Source organism: Aliidongia dinghuensis, from assembly GCF_014643535.1.
Taxonomy (GTDB): Bacteria; Pseudomonadota; Alphaproteobacteria; order ATCC43930; family CGMCC-115725; genus Aliidongia; species Aliidongia dinghuensis.
In genome coordinates, this window is sequence record NZ_BMJQ01000016.1 from 130,747 (window position 1) to 148,958 (window position 18,212).

14 protein-coding genes are annotated in these 18,212 nt (G+C 68.1%); 11 read left to right on the top strand and 3 right to left on the bottom strand.

Annotation, left to right across the window (positions count from 1 at the left end):
- Nucleotides 1–108 precede the first annotated feature (108 nt).
- The 7 genes from apaG (at nucleotide 109) to IEY58_RS26440 (ending at nucleotide 6,114) form a co-directional block, all read left to right on the top strand.
- Nucleotides 109–501 carry a Co2+/Mg2+ efflux protein ApaG gene (gene apaG / locus IEY58_RS26410; protein ID WP_189051157.1) on the top strand — a complete coding sequence of 131 codons (393 nt, stop codon included), beginning with the start codon at nucleotides 109–111 and terminating at the stop codon, nucleotides 499–501.
- A 23-nt stretch (nucleotides 502–524) separates the two neighbouring features.
- Nucleotides 525–1,187, top strand: coding sequence for a GTP cyclohydrolase I FolE (gene folE / locus IEY58_RS26415; RefSeq protein WP_189051158.1), 663 nt, complete (start codon nucleotides 525–527; stop codon nucleotides 1,185–1,187).
- Nucleotides 1,188–1,218: 31 nt separating this feature from the next.
- Entirely contained in the window at nucleotides 1,219–2,379 is a 1,161-nt protein-coding gene (gene argE, locus IEY58_RS26420) for an acetylornithine deacetylase (RefSeq protein ID WP_189051159.1), read from the top strand.
- A gap of 90 nt (nucleotides 2,380–2,469) precedes the next feature.
- Nucleotides 2,470–3,585: a bifunctional DNA-binding transcriptional regulator/O6-methylguanine-DNA methyltransferase Ada gene (gene ada / locus IEY58_RS26425; RefSeq protein ID WP_189051160.1), complete on the top strand. Its 1,116-nt coding sequence runs from the start codon at nucleotides 2,470–2,472 to the stop codon at nucleotides 3,583–3,585.
- A gap of 170 nt (nucleotides 3,586–3,755) precedes the next feature.
- The gene (locus IEY58_RS26430) at nucleotides 3,756–4,436 is read left to right on the top strand and encodes a MarC family protein (protein ID WP_189051161.1); all 681 of its coding nucleotides are present in this window, start codon (nucleotides 3,756–3,758) and stop codon (nucleotides 4,434–4,436) included.
- Nucleotides 4,437–4,478: 42 nt separating this feature from the next.
- Nucleotides 4,479–5,132 carry a GOLPH3/VPS74 family protein gene (locus IEY58_RS26435; protein WP_189051162.1) on the top strand — a complete coding sequence of 218 codons (654 nt, stop codon included), beginning with the start codon at nucleotides 4,479–4,481 and terminating at the stop codon, nucleotides 5,130–5,132.
- 40 nt (nucleotides 5,133–5,172) lie between these two features.
- Nucleotides 5,173–6,114: an SMP-30/gluconolactonase/LRE family protein gene (locus tag IEY58_RS26440; RefSeq protein WP_189051163.1), complete on the top strand. Its 942-nt coding sequence runs from the start codon at nucleotides 5,173–5,175 to the stop codon at nucleotides 6,112–6,114.
- Between the two features lie 71 nt (nucleotides 6,115–6,185).
- Here the strand turns inward: IEY58_RS26440 and IEY58_RS26445 are convergent, their stop codons facing one another.
- The 3 genes from IEY58_RS26445 to IEY58_RS26455 form a co-directional block, all read right to left on the bottom strand.
- A complete protein-coding gene (locus tag IEY58_RS26445; RefSeq protein ID WP_189051164.1) occupies nucleotides 6,186–7,535 on the bottom strand; it encodes a globin-coupled sensor protein in 1,350 nt (449 codons plus the stop codon).
- A gap of 89 nt (nucleotides 7,536–7,624) precedes the next feature.
- Nucleotides 7,625–8,044, bottom strand: coding sequence for a hypothetical protein (locus IEY58_RS26450; RefSeq protein WP_189051165.1), 420 nt, complete (start codon nucleotides 8,042–8,044; stop codon nucleotides 7,625–7,627).
- Nucleotides 8,045–8,084: 40 nt separating this feature from the next.
- Nucleotides 8,085–8,684: a hypothetical protein gene (locus IEY58_RS26455; protein ID WP_189051166.1), complete on the bottom strand. Its 600-nt coding sequence runs from the start codon at nucleotides 8,682–8,684 to the stop codon at nucleotides 8,085–8,087.
- 447 nt (nucleotides 8,685–9,131) lie between these two features.
- Here IEY58_RS26455 and IEY58_RS26460 point away from each other — a divergent pair, with 447 nt between their 5' ends.
- The 4 genes from IEY58_RS26460 to IEY58_RS26475 are packed head-to-tail and all read left to right on the top strand — an operon-like array spanning nucleotide 9,132 to nucleotide 18,188.
- Nucleotides 9,132–10,403 (top strand): MdtA/MuxA family multidrug efflux RND transporter periplasmic adaptor subunit, encoded by a 1,272-nt coding sequence (locus IEY58_RS26460; protein ID WP_189051167.1) that lies wholly within the window; start codon nucleotides 9,132–9,134, stop codon nucleotides 10,401–10,403.
- On the top strand, nucleotides 10,400–13,513 hold the full coding sequence (locus tag IEY58_RS26465) for an MdtB/MuxB family multidrug efflux RND transporter permease subunit (RefSeq protein ID WP_189051168.1): 3,114 nt from the start codon (nucleotides 10,400–10,402) through the stop codon (nucleotides 13,511–13,513). The genes IEY58_RS26460 and IEY58_RS26465 overlap by 4 nt, the downstream gene beginning before the upstream one ends.
- Nucleotides 13,510–16,767: an efflux RND transporter permease subunit gene (locus tag IEY58_RS26470; protein WP_189051169.1), complete on the top strand. Its 3,258-nt coding sequence runs from the start codon at nucleotides 13,510–13,512 to the stop codon at nucleotides 16,765–16,767. Before IEY58_RS26465 ends, IEY58_RS26470 begins: the two co-directional genes overlap by 4 nt.
- A complete protein-coding gene (locus IEY58_RS26475; protein WP_189051170.1) occupies nucleotides 16,764–18,188 on the top strand; it encodes an efflux transporter outer membrane subunit in 1,425 nt (474 codons plus the stop codon). The genes IEY58_RS26470 and IEY58_RS26475 overlap by 4 nt, the downstream gene beginning before the upstream one ends.
- Nucleotides 18,189–18,212: the final 24 nt, after the last annotated feature.

Sequence of the window (18,212 nt, forward strand, 5' to 3'; positions counted from 1 at the left end):
ACAGGGATGACATTCGGCCGGGCCGGACTTGCAACGGCGCGAGTCCAGCCCCACCCTCTTTCAAAAGTGCGTCCGGACGAAGCAGCGCCGGCGAAGAAGTGAACGCCCATGTACTCCGAGACGACTCGCGATATTCGCGTCACCGTGCGCCCGATCTACCTCGACGACCAATCCTCGCCCGACGAGAATCATTTCGTGTGGGCCTATCGGGTGCTTATCGAGAACTTGGGCCGCGAGACGGTACAGCTCAGGAGCCGGCACTGGCGCATTACCGACGGCATCGGCCGCCGCCAAGAGGTGAAGGGCGCCGGCGTCGTCGGCGAGCAGCCGGTGCTGGCGCCCGGACAGTCGTTTGAATACCAGAGCGGCACGCCGCTCTCGACCCCGTCCGGCATCATGGACGGCACCTATCAGATGGAGACGTCGGACGGCGAGGCGTTCGACGTGCGCATTCCCGCCTTCTCGCTCGACTCCCCTCACCAGCCGACGCAACGGCACTAGCAAGCGATCAAGGAATTAGCAGGATGGCCGATGGAACGTTGGAGAAGCTGACCCGGTCCGACGAGAAGCCGACCCGGCTCAACAACCGGCCGGGCAAGAAGCCAACCCGGACCGAGGCCGAGGCGGCGGTCAGAGTGCTGCTGCGCTGGGCCGGTGACGATCCGGCGCGCGAGGGCCTGGAGGGCACGCCCGACCGGGTCGTGCGCGCGTTCGAGGAGTGGTTCGCGGGCTATAGCGAAGATCCGCAGGCGATCCTGGAACGGACGTTCGAGGAGGTCGAGGGCTACGACGAGATCGTGTTCCTGAAGGACATCCGGTTCGAGAGCCATTGCGAGCACCATATGGCGCCGATCATCGGCCGGGCGCATATCGCCTATCTGCCGGACCGGCGCGTCGTCGGCATCTCGAAGCTCGCCCGCCTGGTCGAGGTCTATGCCAAGCGCCTGACCATCCAGGAGAAGATGACGGCGCAGATCGCCAACACGCTGAACGACGTGCTGCAGCCGCGCGGCGTCGCCGTCGTGATCGACGCGGCGCATCAATGCATGACGACGCGCGGCGTGCACAAGCCCGGCGTCTCGATGATGACGAGCCGCATGCTGGGCGTGTTCCGCGACGATGCCACGACCCGCCGCGAGTTCCTGGCCATGCTCAACTCGCCCAGCAACCCCGGGCCCAGCGTTTGATGGTTGGGCGTTTGAAGCGGGGCGTTTGATCATGGACACGGCCCATGACCGCGCGCTCTTCGACCGGCTGATCGGGTTCGACACGACCTCGGCCAAGTCGAACCTGGCCTTGATCGACTGGGCCGCGAACTATCTCGACGGCCACGGCATCGCCACGCGGTTGACTTACGACGCGGACCAGCAGAAGGCCAACCTGTTCGCGACGATCGGGCCGGAAATCCCGGGCGGCGTCGTGCTGTCCGGTCATACCGACGTGGTGCCGGTCGACGGCCAGGATTGGTCGAGCGACCCGTTCCGCCTCGTCGAACGCGACGGCAAGTTCTACGGCCGCGGCACCGCCGACATGAAGGGCTTCATCGCGCTGGCGCTGGCCCGGGCCGAGCGCTTCAAGCAGCAGGCCCGGCGCGTGCCGATCCATTACGCCTTCTCGTTCGACGAGGAGGTCGGCTGCCACGGCGTGCGCCATCTCTTGGCCGATCTGCCGACCGGAGAGCGCCGCCCGCGCCTCGCCATCATCGGCGAGCCGACGCTCATGACCGTGGCCAACGCCCACAAGGGGGCGACGATCCTGACGACACGCATCACCGGGCTCGAAGGCCATTCGAGCGCGCCCGACAAGGGGGTGAACGCGATCATGGCCGGGGCCGAGATCCTGCAGCTGATCGGCCGGATGGCCGAGGAGCGCAAGGCAAAGCCGGTCGCGGGCAGCCCGTTCGAGCCGCCCTATACCACCTTCAACGTCGGCGTGATCGAGGGCGGCACTGCCCACAACATCGTGGCGCGCGACTGCCGCATCGTCTGGCAGTACCGGCTGATGCCGGGCGACCATGACCATGACATCAAGGAGCGGCTCGGCCGCTTCGTCGAGGATGAGCTCCTGCCGCGCATGCGCAGGGTCCATCCGGGCGCCGCGATCGTGACCGAGGCGGACATCGACCTGCCCTGCCTGGTGCCGGAGCCGGAGGGCGCTGCGGAGGCGCTGGTGCGCGAGCTCACCGGCGCCAACGGCACGAGCGTCGTCTCGTTCGGCACGGAGGCCGGGCTGTTCCAGGAGGCCGGCATGAGCGCCGTCGTGTGCGGCCCAGGCTCGATCGAGCAGGCGCACAAGGCCGACGAATTCATCTCGCTCGACCAATTTGCCCAGGGCGGCCGGTTCCTCGATCGGCTCGGCGACTGGGTGGCGAAACAATAATTCGACCGCAAGGGCCGGATGTCAGGCCGACGGCCGATCGACCACATTCCTGATAACGAGAGTTCATCAGGAGATGGGACCATGCAAGCCATGACCAGGATCGACGTCGCCCCGACCCAGGTTGCCCCAGTCAAGGCCAATGATGCCGAAGCCCGCCGCTATGGGAGCGACGAGGCGCGCTGGCAGGCGGTGTGCACCCGCGACCGGGCCGCCGATGGGCAGTTCTTTTTCGCGGTCGCGACGACCGGCGTCTATTGCCGGCCCAATTGTGCGGCGCGCCAGCCGCGGCGCGAGAATGTGCGCTTCTTCGACACGATCGCGGACGCCGAAGCCGCGGGCTTCCGCGCCTGCAAGCGCTGCCGGCCGACGGGTCGCTCGATCGAGGAGACGCAGGCGGACGCGGTCCGCCGCGCCTGCCGGATGATCGACGAAGCCGAGACGCCGCCTGCCTTGGCCGAGCTTGCGGACGCGGTCGGCATGAGCCCGTTCCACTTCCACCGCGTGTTCAAGGCGGCACTCGGCGTGACGCCCAAGGACTATGCCGCCGCCCGCCGCATCGAGCGGCTGAAGCAGGAGCTGGGCGACGGCACGCCCGTGTCCCAGGCGATCTACGGTGCCGGCTTCGGCTCGTCGAGCCGGCTCTACGAGACGACCCATGCGACGCTCGGCATGACGCCCGCCGCGTTCCAGAAGGGCGCCAAGGGCAAGCGGATCGACTGGACCGTGACCGAGACCACGCTCGGGCCGCTCTTGATCGCGGCCACGGCGGATGGCGTCTGCATGATCGAGTTCGGCGCGGACGAGACCGCGCTCGAGGCCGAGCTTGCGGCGCGCTTCCCGTCGGCCGATCGCAGCCGCGCGGACCAGACGCTTGCCGATCATGTCGCCACGATCGCGGCCTATATCGAAACGCCTTCGCGCGGCCTGAGCCTGCCGCTCGATGTGCAGGGCACGGCGTTCCAGCGCCGGGTCTGGCGCGCGCTCCAGGCGATCCCGCCCGGCCGGACCCAGACCTATGGCGAGGTCGCGGCGGCCCTGGGCCAGCCGACCGCCGCCCGCGCCGTGGCGCGCGCCTGCGCCACCAACGAGCTGGCCATGGCGATCCCCTGCCACCGCGTCGTGGGTGCAGGCGGGAAGCTCGCCGGCTATCGCTGGGGTCTCGAGCGCAAGCAGGCGTTGCTCGCCGCCGAGAAGAAGGCGGGGTAGAGAGCCTTACCAGGCCCAACGCCCCTCACCCGGCTCGCTTGTGCTCGCCACCCTCTCCCGCCAGCGGGAGAGGGCCTTTGCCATCGCCCATCGCGGCACCTTTGGACTTGGCCTCGCCTGCCAAAGCGGATAACGCTTGAAGACCAAGAACAAGATGCGCGAACAAGGCCATGAACAGCTGGAACAGCACGACCGACAGCCTGCTCCTGGCCTTTCCGGCACTGTTCTCGATCGTCAATCCGATCGCCTGCGCACTGATCTTCAGCCAGCTGACGGCCGACAATACGCCCGATGAGCGCAAGCGGCTTGCGGGCAAGGTGGCGCTCTACGCCACCTTCATCATGCTTGTCGCCCTCTGGGCCGGCACCACGGTCATGAATTTCTTCGGCATCACGCTGAGCGCGCTCCGGCTGGCCGGCGGCCTCGTCGTGGTGGCGAGCGCCTGGGGCCTGCTGTTCGCGCCCGAACGGCAGGAGGCGCGCAAGCAGGAACAGGCGGTCCATGCCGCCAATCCCGAGGATGCCGCGTTCTTCCCGCTGACCATGCCGTTCACGACCGGCCCCGGCACGATCTCGGTCGCGATCACCTTGGGCTCGAACCGGCCGCCGGCGGTGCACGAGCTGATCCCGTTCTTCGCCGGCAACTCGCTCGCGGCCGTCCTCATGGGTGCGGTGATCTGGGGCATCTACCGCTATGCCGATCGGCTGTCGACGCTCCTCGGCCACACCGGCACGCGCATCTTCACGCGGCTCTCGGCCTTCATCCTCCTGTGCATCGGTGCGCAGATCCTGCTGAACGGTGCCGACGATGCCTTGAGACCGCTGTTCCAGTCCCACCTCGATCAGCATTAAGATCGGTAAGCGCCCGCGGGAGAACACCCGGGAGAAAACACCATGGTGACGCTCGCCGAAGAACTATTGCTGCTGCTGCTCGACGACAGGACCGGCCATCTGGCGCCGATCTCGCGCGCGGGACTGACCTGCGGGCTCGCCGGAGCCGTGCTGATGGACCTCGAGATCCGCGGGCGGATCTGCGTGGAAGCCGCCTGCCTCGCGGTCACCGATCCGGCTGCGACCGGCGAGCCGCTGCTCGACCCCGCGCTCGTCGAGCTGGCGGCAGCACCAGCCCGGCTCGATGCGGCCGCCTGGATCCGGCATTTCGCCGCCGAGGGCGAGGCGTTCTATGACGAGGCGCTCGACCGGCTGCTGCGGCGCGGCGTGCTCAGGGAAGTCTGCGAAAAATTCCTCTGGGTCATGGAGACCCGGCGCTACCCTGTCGTCGACGATCGCGAGCTCAAGGAGGCGAAACTGCGCCTGCTCTCGATCCTGCTGGGCACTTGCACGCCCGACGCCCATGATGTGGCGCTCATCAACCTGGCCGACGTCTGCGGCATCTTCCGTCTGATCCTGCAGGATCGCGAACTCGAGCCGGCACGCGCGCGGATCGCCGAGGTCGCGGCGCTCGACCCGATCGGCCGGGCGACGGCGGCCGTCATCCAGGAGATCGAGGCCGAAACCCAGGCCGCCGCCGCGATGCTGCGCGGCTGACCCGTTCCATCCCTTTCGTCCACCACCACCGGAGGCCCGCATGTGGCAAGCCGCGACCGCCTATCCTGACCCCGCCGTCCAGATCCTGCATCCGAGTTTTGCCAAATACCGCGTGACGCTCGCCGCCGTGGAGCGGCTCTCGACCGGCTTCCGCTGGGCCGAAGGGCCGGTCTGGTTCGGCGACGGGCGCTATCTCTTGTGGAGCGACATCCCGAACGACCGCATCCTGCGCTGGGACGAGGAGACCGGCGCCACCAGCGTCTTCCGCAAGCCGTCGAACTTCGCGAACGGCAACACGCGCGACCGCCAGGGCCGGCTCGTCACCTGCGAGCACGGCGGCCGGCGCGTGACGCGCACCGAGTATGACGGCACGATCACCGTGCTGATCGACAGGTTCCAGGGCAAGCCGCTCAATTCGCCGAACGACGTGGTCGTGAAGTCCGACGACACGGTCTGGTTCTCCGACCCGCCGTTCGGCATTCTCGGCGACTACGAGGGGCACAAGTCGTCGCAGGAACTGCCGCAGAACCTCTATCGCTTCGACCCGCGCACAGGGGAGACAACCGTGGTCGGCGGCGAGATCGAGGGGCCGAACGGCTTGGCGTTCTCGCCCGACGAAAAGATCCTCTATGTCGTCGAGTGCCGGAGCAATCCGCGCCGCATCCTGGCATACGACGTGGTCGACGACGGCATGCGGCTCACGAACCGCCGCATCCTGATCGATGCCGGCCCGGGCACGCCCGACGGCTTCCGCGTCGACGAGGACGGCAATCTCTGGTGCGGCTGGGGCATGGGCGACCCCGAGCTCGACGGCGTGATGGTCTTCTCGCCCCAGGGCGAGCCGATCGGCCGTATCGCACTGCCCGAACGCTGCGCCAACCTGTGCTTCGGCGGCCGCAAGCGCAATCGACTGTTCATGGCGGCGAGCCAGTCGATCTATGCGCTCTACGTCAACACGCGCGGGGCGGCCTGCTGGTGGTGAAAGACCGGATTAGCGCGATCCCCTCTCTGCCCTCGGCGGCGGAGAGGGGCTGATGGTCCTCCTGGGAACCGCTACCGCTGGCGCACCTGGCGCAGGAAGCCGTCGACCTCGGTGCGCAGCAGGTCGGCCTGGCGGCCGAGGTCGGTAGCGGCCTGCAGTACCTGGGCCGCGGTCCGGCTGTTCTCGGCCGCAGCCTCGGTGACACCGGAGATGTTGCTCGACACCTCGGCCGTGCCGCTCGCCGCCTGCTGGACGTTGCGCGCGATCTCGCTGGTCGCCGCCCCCTGCTGCTCGACCGCGGCCGCAATCGCCCCGCCGATCGAATCGATCTCGCGGATCGTGCGATCGATCGAGCTGATCGCCTCGACCGCCTGGGCCGCGACGCTCTGGATCTCCGCCACTTGGTTCTTGATGTCCTCGGTGGCGCTTGCGGTCTGGTTCGCGAGGCTCTTCACCTCGGATGCCACGACGGCGAAGCCTTTGCCCGCCTCGCCGGCGCGCGCCGCCTCGATCGTCGCGTTCAAGGCGAGCAGGTTGGTCTGGCTTGCGATGTCGTTGATGAGCCGCACGACCTCGCCGATCCGGTCGGCCGCCTCGGCCAGGCTGCGCATGGTGCTGCTGGTCTCGCCGGCCTGGCGCACGGCGGCACCGGCGATCTGGCTCGACTTGCCGACCTGGCGGGCGATCTCGCCGATCGAGGCCGACAGCTCCTCGGCCGCAGCGGCGACGGTATTGACGTTGCCGGTCGCCTGCTCCGAGGCGCGTGCCACGCTCTGGGCGCGCTGGCTCGACCGGTCGGCGGCCGCGGTCATCTGCTTCGCATTCGTCTGCAGGTCGCCTGCGGCGCGCGCGAGGCCGGAGACGACGCTCCCGACCGAGCCATTGAAGGCGTCGGCCTGCTGTTCCACATGCCGGCCCGCCCGCGCCTCGATCGCGTGATGATAGGTCTCGAGCGACAGATCGACATCGAGCGCCACCGCCCCGCCGATGGCCGCCAGCAGTGTCGGCAGCTTGGCGAGCCGGGCCTTGGCGCCCCAGCCGGACCCGGCCTCCGCGACCGCGAGCCGGTTGAGCTCGCCCTGCACATAGGCATAGCCGCCGATATAGAGGGTCGGATCGACGCCCAGGTCGGCGTGAGCCTTGCCGACCTTCTGCACGGATTCGAGATAGGCCTGGTCGAAGGTCGCTTGAAACAGCCGGCGCCAATGCTCGGCCTGCGCCGCGCGCGCCCGGCTGAACGCCGCCTCGTCCTTGAACAGCCTGGCGGCCACGGGCCACCGCCGCAGATGGTCGTAGAAGCCCTTCAAGATCTCCGGCAGCGCCTTCTCCACGGCCGGCTTGAACTCACGGAGCGCGCTCTTGGCCTGATCGTCGATCCGGAAGAACCGGATCCGCTCCGCGTGCGTCAATCTCTCGACCATGTACTGCTCCTGTCTCGCTTACTGATCATGCCCGTACTGATCATACTCGTGACGAGCCCGCCGCACCCTCGCACGGGACCGTTGCGGGCTTATGGCGGTGGTGGGGCCGCCAGCCGCTCGGCCCGGCGCCCGGCGCCGTCGCCGATCGTCACGTCGATGACCGCGGCCTTCCAGGCCTGCCGGTAGGCGGGCGGGTCCGGCAGCCGGATGAGTGCCGCCGAAGCGACCTGGCCGACCAGCGTGGTGCTCTCGGCGCCAAGCCCGATGCCGGCGGTCGGCGCTGTGGGCAGGCTCGGCGAGGGCGTCCCGTCGATCTGCTCCGCCTCGACGCGGGTCCCGTCCGGCATGACCAGGGTCGCCGTGCGGATGGCACTCGACTCAAGGGCGCGGACCTCGATCACGTCGACGTCGCGGCCGGTGACGAAACGCGCCTTCACCTCGCCGAAACGCGGCGCCAGGCCGGATGGCACCGCCGGCGCCGTGCAGGCGGCAAGCACCGTGAGCGACATCAGTGCCAACCGTCGAGCGTATCGCCCCCTCATCGCCGGCTCAGAGACGGAACGGGGGGAAGGCGGAATCGACCTGCTTCTGCAGCTGCCGATCGAGGTCGGCCATAAGGTCGCGCGTCATGTCGTACCAGACCTTGTCGCGTTCGTTGAGCGTGATGCCTTCCGGCACGCTGCGCGACACAGCCGCTTCGGCCGAGGCCGTCCGCTCCGCGACACCCTGCGGGTTGATGATCTGCAGCAGCACCGATACATGGCCGTCATAGCGCTCGGCCTGCTGGGTGGTGAACACGGCCGTGAGGCCTTCCTTCTTCGGCAGCTCGGATTCGCGCACGCTCGCGTCCACAATCGTGAAGCGCGCAACATAGCCCGTCGTGGGGCCGCCGACCGCGAGAAGCCGGTCATGCGCCCAGTTCTCGAGCGCGCGCTGCGGTGGCACCGGGAACTCGTGCTCGACGTTCGGCTCCTTGAACGTCGGCTGGAACCGGCTGTCGACCTGGATCTGGCTGACGTTCAGCTTGAACGGCGGCAGGGCCAGGAAATGGATGTCGGCGAATCGCGGCGGTGGCGGCGCGTCGCTGGAGCAGGACGCGGCGGTCGCCACCAGGGCGACGGCGAGAAGCTGGCGGAGACGAATGGGCATGATGGCGACGAAGGAGCCTGCGATCGGGGGAAACCTGCCGGGGGAGACTGGCATGGCGACGCGGCCGGTTCAAGCTGCTGCCCACTGGCACATGAGCGACTGGCGCATGAGTGACTGGCGCGTGGGTGCAGCGCTGAAGCCATGCGGGGATGCGGTCGTGGGCCGCCTCGTAAGGGAAGACACGCGCCGTTGCAGATCGACGCCGCGCGAGACATCAACGGAAACAACGGCGGCCCTATCATCTTCTCCCACGTCCCCTCCCCGACGTTCATGCCGCCGTTCACCCTCGTCGCCGAAATCTCCAGCGCCGGAGCCCATGGAATATTTTTGCCAGAGATCGAGCACGGTTGCCGGACGTTGATGTTGGCGAAACAGTGCCGGTGGCAGGCCCGCCCGACGGCCGGGTGCGGTCGAACACAACCGACAGCCACCGTGGAAAGGTGACGAATGGACCTTCACGAAGACCACCCGCGGCCCGGCCCGGCCAAGCAAGGTCCCGCCGGGCAATACACCATTGCCTCGGCCCCGGAACGCCGCTCGTGGCTGAAGCCGCTTCTCTTGCTGCTCTTGCTCGCCGTGATCGGCCTCGTCGCCTGGCGCCTCTTGAGCGGCAGCAGCGCCACCCGGTCCGCGCGCAACGCCGATGCCGCGGCGCAGCCGGTCGGCGTGGCGACCATCGGCACCGGTGACCTGCGGCTGACCTACAACGGCCTCGGCACGGTGACGCCGCTCGCCTCGGTCACGGTCAAGACCCAGATCGCCGGGCAGCTGATGAGCGTCGGCTATACCGAGGGACAGGCGGTCAAGAAGGGCGATTTCCTGGCCCAGATCGACCCCCGCCCCTATCAGGTGTCGCTCGAGCAGGCGCAGGGCCAGCTGGCCAAGGACACGGCGCTTCTGAAGCAGGCCCAGACCGACCTGCAGCGCTATGAGACGCTCAACCGCCAGAACAGCATTTCGAAGCAGCAGTACGAGGACCAGGTCTTCCTCGTGCAGCAGGACCAGGCGGCGATCACCACGGACCAGGCGGCGATCGACAGCGCCAAGCTCAATCTCACCTATTGCCACATCGTCTCACCCGTCGACGGCCGTGTCGGCCTGCGTCTCGTCGACCCGGGCAACTACGTGCAGACCGGCGACGCGACCGGTCTCGTGACCATCACGCAGACGAAGCCCATGACGGTCATCTTCACCCTGCCGGAAGATGACGTGCCGCAGGTGGCGAAGGCCATGCACGCTGGCGCCTTGTCGGTCGCGATCTTCGATCGCGCCAACGCGACGCAGATCGCGACCGGCACGCTGCAGACGCTCGACAATGCGATCGACACCACGACCGGTACGGTCAGGCTCAGGGCGCAGTTCGCCAACGACGACGACGCCCTCTTCCCGCAGCAGTTCGTCAATGCCGAGCTCCTCGTCCAGACCATCAAGGGGGCGACGACCGCGCCGGTCGCAGCCGTGCAGCAGGGCGCACCGGGGCCGTTCGTCTATCTTGTGAAATCCGACAGCACGGTCGCGGTGCAGTCGGTCAAGACTGGCATCACCGACAACGGCATGGTGCAGATCCAGGACGGGCTCAAACCCGGTGACCAGGTCGTGGTCGATGGCGCCGACCGGCTGCGCGACGGCGCCCGGATCACGATACCGCCCCCCGCCGGATCGACACCCGACCAGGCGCCGTCCAATCCCAAGGGCGGACGGAGCGGACGCAAGGGATGAGCCCGTCCCGCCCGTTCATCCTCAGGCCGGTCGGCACCTCGCTCCTGATGATGGCGATCCTGCTCGTCGGCATCGTCGCCTACCGGTTCCTGCCGATCTCGGCGCTGCCGGAAGTCGATTATCCGACGATCCAGGTGCAGACCTTCTATCCGGGGGCGAGCCCCGAGGTGATGGCAACGGCGGTCACCGCCCCGCTCGAGCGGCAGTTCGGCCAGATGCCGGGCCTCAATCAGATGTCCTCGATCAGCTCGGGCGGCGCGTCGGTCATCACGCTGCAGTTCAACCTGGACCTCAACCTCGACGTCGCCGAGCAGGAGGTGCAGGCGGCGATCAATGCCGGCGGCAACCTGCTGCCGAGCGACCTGCCGACGCCGCCGGTCTATGCCAAGGTGAACCCGGCCGACACGCCGATCCTGACGCTCGCCATCTCGTCGAAGACCCTGCCCTTGACCAAGGTCGAGGACCTGGTCGACGTGCGGCTCGCCCAGAAGATCTCGCAGCGCCCGGGCGTCGGCCTGGTCAGCATCAGCGGCGGCCAGCGCCCCGCCGTGCGCGTCGTCATGAACCCGAGGGCGCTGGCGAGCTACGGGCTCGCGATCGACGACATCCGCACCATCATCAGCAACCAGAACGTCAACACGCCCAAGGGCAGCTTCGACGGCGCCACCCAGTCGACGACGATCAACGCCAACGACCAGCTGACCAGCACCGACCAGTATCGGGGGCTGATCGTCGCCTACAAGAACGGCCGGCCGATCCATCTCTCCGACGTCGGCGAAGTCGTCGACGGGGCGGAGAATACCGAGCTTTCCGCCTGGGCCGACCGCACGCCGTCGGTGATCCTGAACGTGCAGCGCCAGCCGGGCTCGAACGTGATCCAGGTGGTCGACGGCATCAAGGCGCTCCTGCCGCAGATGCAGGCGACGCTCCCGGCCGCCCTCGACGTGCGCGTGCTGACCGACCGGACGACGACGATCCGCGCCTCGGTCTCCGACGTCGAGTTCGAGCTGGGCCTGGCGGTGGCGCTCGTCGTGCTCGTGATCTTCCTGTTCCTGCGCAATCTGCCGGCGACGGTCATCCCGAGCCTGTCGGTGCCGCTGTCGCTCGTCGGCACGCTTGCCGCCATGTATCTCCTGGGCTTCAGCCTCGACAACCTGTCGCTGATGGCGCTCACGATCGCGACCGGCTTCGTCGTCGACGACGCGATCGTCATGATCGAGAACATCGCCCGCTATGTCGAGGAGGGCGACACGCCGCTCGAGGCCGCCTTGAAGGGTTCGGACGAGATCGGCTTCACGATCATCTCGCTCACCGTCTCGCTCATCGCCGTGCTGATCCCGCTGCTGTTCATGGGCGACGTGGTCGGCCGGCTGTTCCATGAATTCGCCATCACGCTCGCCGTCACCATCGTCATCTCCGCGGTCGTGTCGCTGACGCTGGTGCCGATGCTGTGCGCGCTCATGGTCAAGCATCGGCCGGCAGCGAGCCGCAACCGGTTCGATCTCGCGGCAGAGCGGGCATTCAACGGGCTGATCGAGCGCTATGGCGTGGCGCTCAACTGGGTGCTGGACCGGCAGCCGGCGACGCTTGTCGTGGCGGTGCTGACGCTCGGCCTGACGGTGCTGCTCTACGTCTGGATCCCCAAGGGCTTCTTCCCCGTGCAGGACACGGGTGCGATCCAGGGCATTTCCGAAGCGTCGCAGAGCATCTCGTTCGGCGCCATGGCAGCGAACCAGCAGGCCCTGGCCGACGCCATCCTCAAGGACCCGGACGTCGAAAGCCTGTCGTCCTTCATCGGCGTCGACGGCAGCAACACCACGCTCAACGCCGGCCGGCTGCTCATCAACCTGAAGCCCAAGGACGAGCGCACCGGCGATGCGAGCGCCATCATCCGGCGCCTCAACGAGGAGGTGCGCCAGGTCCCGGGCATCACGCTCTATATGCAGCCGGTGCAGGACCTGACGATCGATTCGACGGTGAGCCGCGCCCAGTACCTGTTCTTCCTCGAGAACCCGGACGCGACCCAGTTCAACACCTGGGTCCCGAAACTGATCGAGCGCTTGAGCCGCCTGCCGGAATTCTCGGACGTCGCGAGCGACCTGCAGCAGCAAGGCAAAGCGCTCGACCTCACCATCGACCGGGGAACGGCCGCGCGCTTCGGCATCACGCCCGCGACGGTCGACAATGCGCTCTACGATACGTTCGGCCAGCGCATCGTCTCGACGCTCTATACCCAGTCGAACCAGTACCGCGTGATCCTGCGCGCGGAGACCCAGAACGCCCAGACGATCCAGCAGGCGCTCGACGGGCTCTACCTGCCGTCGGCAACCTCGACGACCGGCCAGGTGCCCCTGTCGGCGATCGTCCATGCCTCCGAGCGCACGAACCCGCTGTCGGTCCAGCACCTGGGCCAGTTCCCGTCGACCTCGATCTCGTTCAACCTCGCGCCCGGCGCATCACTGGGCCAGGCCGTCACCGAGATCGACCAGGCGGAGCGCGACATCGGCCTGCCCGACAGTTTCCTCACGGCCTACCAGGGCGCGCTCTCGGCCTTCCAGTCGTCGCTGTCGAACGAGCTCCTGCTGATCGTGGCCGCCCTCGTCGCGGTCTATGTCGTGTTGGGCGTGCTCTACGAGAGCTTCATCCACCCGATCACGATCCTCTCCACCCTGCCGTCGGCCGGCGTCGGGGCACTGCTGGCGCTGCGCCTGTTCGGCGACGACCTCGATATCATCGGCATCATCGGCATCATCCTCCTCATCGGCATCGTGAAGAAGAACGCGATCATGATGATCGACTTCGCGCTCGTCGCCGAACGGATCGAGGGCAAGCACCCGCGCGATGCGATCCATCAGGCCTGCCTCTTGCGCTTCCGGCCGATCCTGATGACGACCATGGCGGCGCTCTTGGGCGCCCTGCCGCTGATGCTGGGTCACGGCACCGGCTCCGAGCTCCGCCAGCCGCTCGGCATCGCGATCGTCGGCGGCCTGATCGTGAGCCAGGTGCTGACGCTGTTCACGACGCCGGTGATCTATCTGGCCTTCGACCGCATCGCCGTCTGGGCCGCCGGCGGGCGGCGTGGCGCCGGTAGCGCGATCCATCCGTCATGAGCATCTCCGCGCCCTTCATCAGCCGCCCGGTCGCGACCACGCTCTTGACGATCGCGATCGCGCTCGCGGGCGTGCTCGCCTTCGCGAAGCTGCCGGTGGCGCCGCTGCCCGAGGTCGATTTTCCGACCATCTCGGTCTCGGCCCAGTTGCCCGGCGCCAATCCCGAGACGGTCGCAACCAGCCTCGCGAGCCCGCTTGAGCGCCACCTGGGCCAGATCGCCGACGTGACGGAGATCACGTCGCAGAGCCAGACCGGCCAGGCGCGCATCACGCTGCAGTTCGACCTCTCCCGCGACATCGACGGCGCCGCACGCGACGTGCAGGCGGCGATCAATGCCGCGCGCGCCGACCTGCCGGCGAACCTCTTGGGCAACCCGACCTACCGCAAGGTCAACCCGGCCGACGCGCCGGTGCTGATCCTGGCACTCACCTCGAAGACGCTGACGCGCGGCCAGATGTACGACGCGGCGAGCACGGTCCTGGCCCAGGACCTGTCGCAGCTCGCCGGCGTCGGCCAGGTGATCATCAGCGGTGCGGCACTGCCGGCCGTGCGCGTCGAGCTCAACCCGCAGGCGCTCTTCAACTATGGCATCGGGCTCGAGGACGTGCGCTCCGCCCTCTCCTCGGCCAATGCCAACGCACCCAAGGGCACGATCGAGCTCAGCGACCAGCGCTACCAGATCTACACGAACGACCAGGCAACCCACGCCGCCGACTACAAGCCGCTCGTCGTGGCCTATCGCAACGGTCGTGCCGTGCGGCTGCAGGACGTGGCCGACGTGCTCGATTCGGTGCAGGACCTGCGCAACCTCGGCCTTGCCAACGGCCAGCCGGCCGTGCTGGTCATCGTGTTCCGCTCGCCCGGCGCCAACATCATCACGACCGTCGACGGCGTGCGCCAGGCGGTGCCGAAGCTCAAGGCGGCGCTGCCCCACGACATCGACATCACGTTCGCCAGCGATCGCACGACGACGATCCGCGCCTCGCTCGCCGAGACCGAGCGCACGCTCCTGATCTCCGTCGCCCTGGTGACGCTCGTCGTCTACGCGTTCCTGCGCAACCTCCGTGCGACGCTCATCCCCGCGGTCGCCGTGCCGGTCTCGGTCATCGGCACGTTCGGCGCGATGTATCTCCTGAACTTCAGCCTCGACAACCTGTCGCTGATGGCACTCACCATCTCGACCGGCTTCGTCGTCGACGACGCGGTCGTCGTGCTCGAAAACATCTCGCGCCATCTCGAAGCCGGCCTCACGCGGCGGGAGGCCACACTCCTGGGCGCGCGCGAGGTGGGCTTCACCGTCGTCTCGATCACCATCTCGCTCATCGCCGTGTTCCTGCCGATCCTGCTGATGGGCGGCATCGTCGGCCGGCTGTTCCGCGAGTTCGCGCTGACGCTCTCGCTCGCCATCCTGATCTCGATGGCGATCTCGCTCACGACGACGCCGATGCTGTGCTCACTGTTCCTGAAGCTGAACCCGCGCCACCCAGTGCGGCAGCAGCGGCGCACGTTCTTCGATCGGGCGCAGGATTTTTACGCCCGCACGCTCGCAGCCGCCCTCGACCATCGCCGGCTCGTACTGTTGGCGCTGATTGCGACGGTCAGTCTCAACGTGGCGCTGATCGTGGAGATTCCAAAGGGCTTCTTTCCGACCCAGGACACCGGCCGACTCATCGGCGCGCTCCAGGCTGACCAGAGCACGTCCTTTCAGCTGATGAGCCAGAAGCTGACACAGATGATGGACATCGTGCGCCGCGATCCGGCGGTCGAATCCGTCGTGGGCTCGACCGGTGCCGGCGGTGGCGGTGGCGCGTCGCAGACCAACACCGGCAGCGTCTATGTGGCGCTGAAGCCGCGCGGCAGCCGCGACAACATCGACACGGTGATGGCGCGGCTCCGGCGCAACCTGTCCCACGTGCCGGGCGGCCGGCTGTTCCTGCAGCCGGTGCAGGACATTCGCGTCGGTGGCCGGCAGAGCAACGCCGCCTACCAGTTCACGCTCCAGGGCCAGGACACGGCCGAGGTCTATACCTGGGCGCCCCGGCTGCTCGACGCGCTGCAGAACGACCCGAACCTGGCCGACGTAAGTTCGGACCAGCAGCAGAAGGGGCTCGAGACCGATCTCACGATCGACCGCGCGACCGCGTCCCGCCTCGGCGTCACCGCGGCCGAGATCGACAACACGCTCTATGACGCGTTCGGCCAGCGCGCCGTCTCGACCATCTTCAATGCGCTGAACCAGTACCGCGTCATCATGGAGGTGGCGCCGCGCTACTGGCAGAGCCCGGAGATGCTGAACCAGATCTGGGTCAGCACGTCGGGTGGGTCCGCGAGCGGCACCGCGACCTCAAACCTGCCCGCCGGCACCGTCACCGCCGGCACGAGTGCCGCCAGCGCCGGCGCCGGCGACTCCGCGCGCAATGCCAGCCAGAACTCGATCAGCTCGACCGGCAAGGGCAACGGCTCGGCCGGCGCCGCCGTCAGCACGGGCAAGGAGACCATGATCCCGCTCTCGGCCATCGCCCATTTCGGCCCCGGCAACACGCCGCTCGCGGTCAATCACCAGAGCCAGTTCGTCGCGACCACGATCTCGTTCAACCTGCCGCCGGGCAAATCGCTGAGCGACGCCTCGACCGCCATCGACAATGCCATGCGGAACCTCAAGATGCCGTCCGACCTGGTCGGCACTTTCGCCGGCACGGCGCAGACGTTCCAATCCTCGCTCTCGGACGAGGAGCTCCTGATCGCGGCGGCCCTCGCCGCCGTCTATATCGTGCTGGGCGTGCTCTACGAGAGCTACATCCACCCGCTCACCATTCTCTCGACCCTGCCGTCGGCCGGCGTCGGCGCCGTGCTGGCGCTCATGCTGTTCCGCCTCGACTTCACCATCATCGCCATGATCGGCGTGATCCTCTTGATCGGCATCGTGAAGAAGAACGCGATCCTGATGATCGATTTCGCGCTCGAGGCGGAGCGCACGCGCGGGCTCGACAGCCGGGCCGCCATCCTCGAGGCCTGCATGATGCGCTTCCGGCCGATCATGATGACGACCGCGGCGGCGCTTCTGGGCGCACTCCCCCTCGCCTTCAGCACGGGCGACGGCAGCGAGCTCCGGCAGCCCTTGGGCGTCGCGATCGTCGGCGGCCTGATCCTGAGCCAGGCGCTCACCCTCTACACGACCCCGGTCGTCTATCTCTATCTCGACCGGCTTCGCCCGCGCGCGCGGCGTGTCCTGCAGGCGGAGGCCGCACGATGAAGCAGCACGTTTCCCTGGTCGTCGTGGCGCTGGTCGCCGGCTGCACGGTCGGCCCCGACTACAAGCGCCCCGATGCGCCCACGGCTGCCGCCTTCAAGGAGGCGCCGCCCGAGGGCTGGAAGCTCAGCCAGCCGATCGACAGCCTGCCCAAGGGCGCCTGGTGGACGATCTATCACGACCCGACGCTGGATCAGCTGGAAAGCCAGGTCGCGCTCTCGAACCAGAACATCAAGAGCTTCGAGGCGCAGTACCGCCAGGCGCAGGCGATCGTCGACGAGGCGCGCTCGCAGGAGTGGCCGACGATCGGGCTCACGGCGGACGCGACGCGCAGCCGCAGCAGCAGCGGTTCGTCGAGCAGCTCTGCGGTCAACCACCGCGCGCGCACTCAATTTACCGGCGAGGCCACCGCCTCGTGGGATCTCGACCTCTGGGGCAAGATCCGCCGCCAGGTCGAGAGCGACGTGGCCGCGAGCCAGGTGAGCGCCGCCGATCTGGCGAACGCGACACTCTCGGCCGAGGAAACGCTCGCCAACGACTATTTCCAGCTGCGCTTCCAGGACGCGCTGACCCAGCTGCTGACCGATACGGTCAAAGCGGACGAGGAGGCGCTGCGCATCACGCAGAACCAGTACGCGGCCGGCACGACGGCGCCGTCGGACGTGGCGCAGGCCGAGACCGTCCTCGCCGCCGCCCGGGCGGAGCTCATCGCCGCGGGCATCCAGCGGCAGAGCTTCGAGCACGCGATCGCGGTCTTGACCGGCCAGCCGCCGGCGGCGCTCACCATCCCGCCCGGCACCTTGGCAAACGAGGTGCCGAACGTGCCGGCCGGCCTACCCTCGACCCTGCTCGAACGCCGGCCCGACATCGCCTCGGCCGAGCGCACCATGGCCGAAGAGAACGCGCTCATAGGCGTCGCAGTCGCGGCCTATTACCCGGACGTCTCGCTCTCCGGCGACTACGGCTTCATCGGCGGCAACCCGCTCGGCAAGCTGTTTCGGGCGGCAAACCGCGTCTGGTCGCTCGGCGCCAATGCCAGCGAGACGCTGTTCGATGCGGGCGAGCGCGGTGCCGCGGTCAAGGCGGCCGAAGCCACCTATGACAAGAGCGTCGCCGACTACCGCCAGACCGTGCTGACCGCGTTCCAGCAGGTCGAGGACGAGCTGTCGAGCCTGCGCATCCTGGAGAAGCAGGCAGCGGCCGAGGCCGAGGCGGTCCGCGCCGCCCAGCGCTCGCTCGACATCGCGCTCAACGAATACCGCGCCGGCACCGTCGCCTATACCACCGTGGTGACGGCGCAGACGGCGCTCCTGAGCGACCAGCAGTCCGAGCTGCAGGTGCGCGAGAGCCGCATGGTCGCAAGCGCGACACTCGTTGCGGCGCTCGGCGGCGGCTGGAGCACGGACGAGTTGGCGAAGAAGTGAAGTCACCTCAGGAGACCGATATGG

Bases quoted from the DNA above. Each gene is read 5' to 3' on its own strand.
- apaG (WP_189051157.1), top strand. From the start codon at position 109: ATGTACTCCGAGACGACTCGCGATATTCGCGTCACCGTGCGCCCGATC.
- folE (WP_189051158.1), top strand. From the start codon at position 525: ATGGCCGATGGAACGTTGGAGAAGCTGACCCGGTCCGACGAGAAGCCG.
- argE (WP_189051159.1), top strand. From the start codon at position 1,219: ATGGACACGGCCCATGACCGCGCGCTCTTCGACCGGCTGATCGGGTTC.
- ada (WP_189051160.1), top strand. From the start codon at position 2,470: ATGACCAGGATCGACGTCGCCCCGACCCAGGTTGCCCCAGTCAAGGCC.
- IEY58_RS26430 (WP_189051161.1), top strand. From the start codon at position 3,756: ATGAACAGCTGGAACAGCACGACCGACAGCCTGCTCCTGGCCTTTCCG.
- IEY58_RS26435 (WP_189051162.1), top strand. From the start codon at position 4,479: ATGGTGACGCTCGCCGAAGAACTATTGCTGCTGCTGCTCGACGACAGG.
- IEY58_RS26440 (WP_189051163.1), top strand. From the start codon at position 5,173: ATGTGGCAAGCCGCGACCGCCTATCCTGACCCCGCCGTCCAGATCCTG.
- IEY58_RS26445 (WP_189051164.1), bottom strand. From the start codon at position 7,535: ATGGTCGAGAGATTGACGCACGCGGAGCGGATCCGGTTCTTCCGGATC.
- IEY58_RS26450 (WP_189051165.1), bottom strand. From the start codon at position 8,044: ATGTCGCTCACGGTGCTTGCCGCCTGCACGGCGCCGGCGGTGCCATCC.
- IEY58_RS26455 (WP_189051166.1), bottom strand. From the start codon at position 8,684: ATGCCCATTCGTCTCCGCCAGCTTCTCGCCGTCGCCCTGGTGGCGACC.
- IEY58_RS26460 (WP_189051167.1), top strand. From the start codon at position 9,132: ATGGACCTTCACGAAGACCACCCGCGGCCCGGCCCGGCCAAGCAAGGT.
- IEY58_RS26465 (WP_189051168.1), top strand. From the start codon at position 10,400: ATGAGCCCGTCCCGCCCGTTCATCCTCAGGCCGGTCGGCACCTCGCTC.
- IEY58_RS26470 (WP_189051169.1), top strand. From the start codon at position 13,510: ATGAGCATCTCCGCGCCCTTCATCAGCCGCCCGGTCGCGACCACGCTC.
- IEY58_RS26475 (WP_189051170.1), top strand. From the start codon at position 16,764: ATGAAGCAGCACGTTTCCCTGGTCGTCGTGGCGCTGGTCGCCGGCTGC.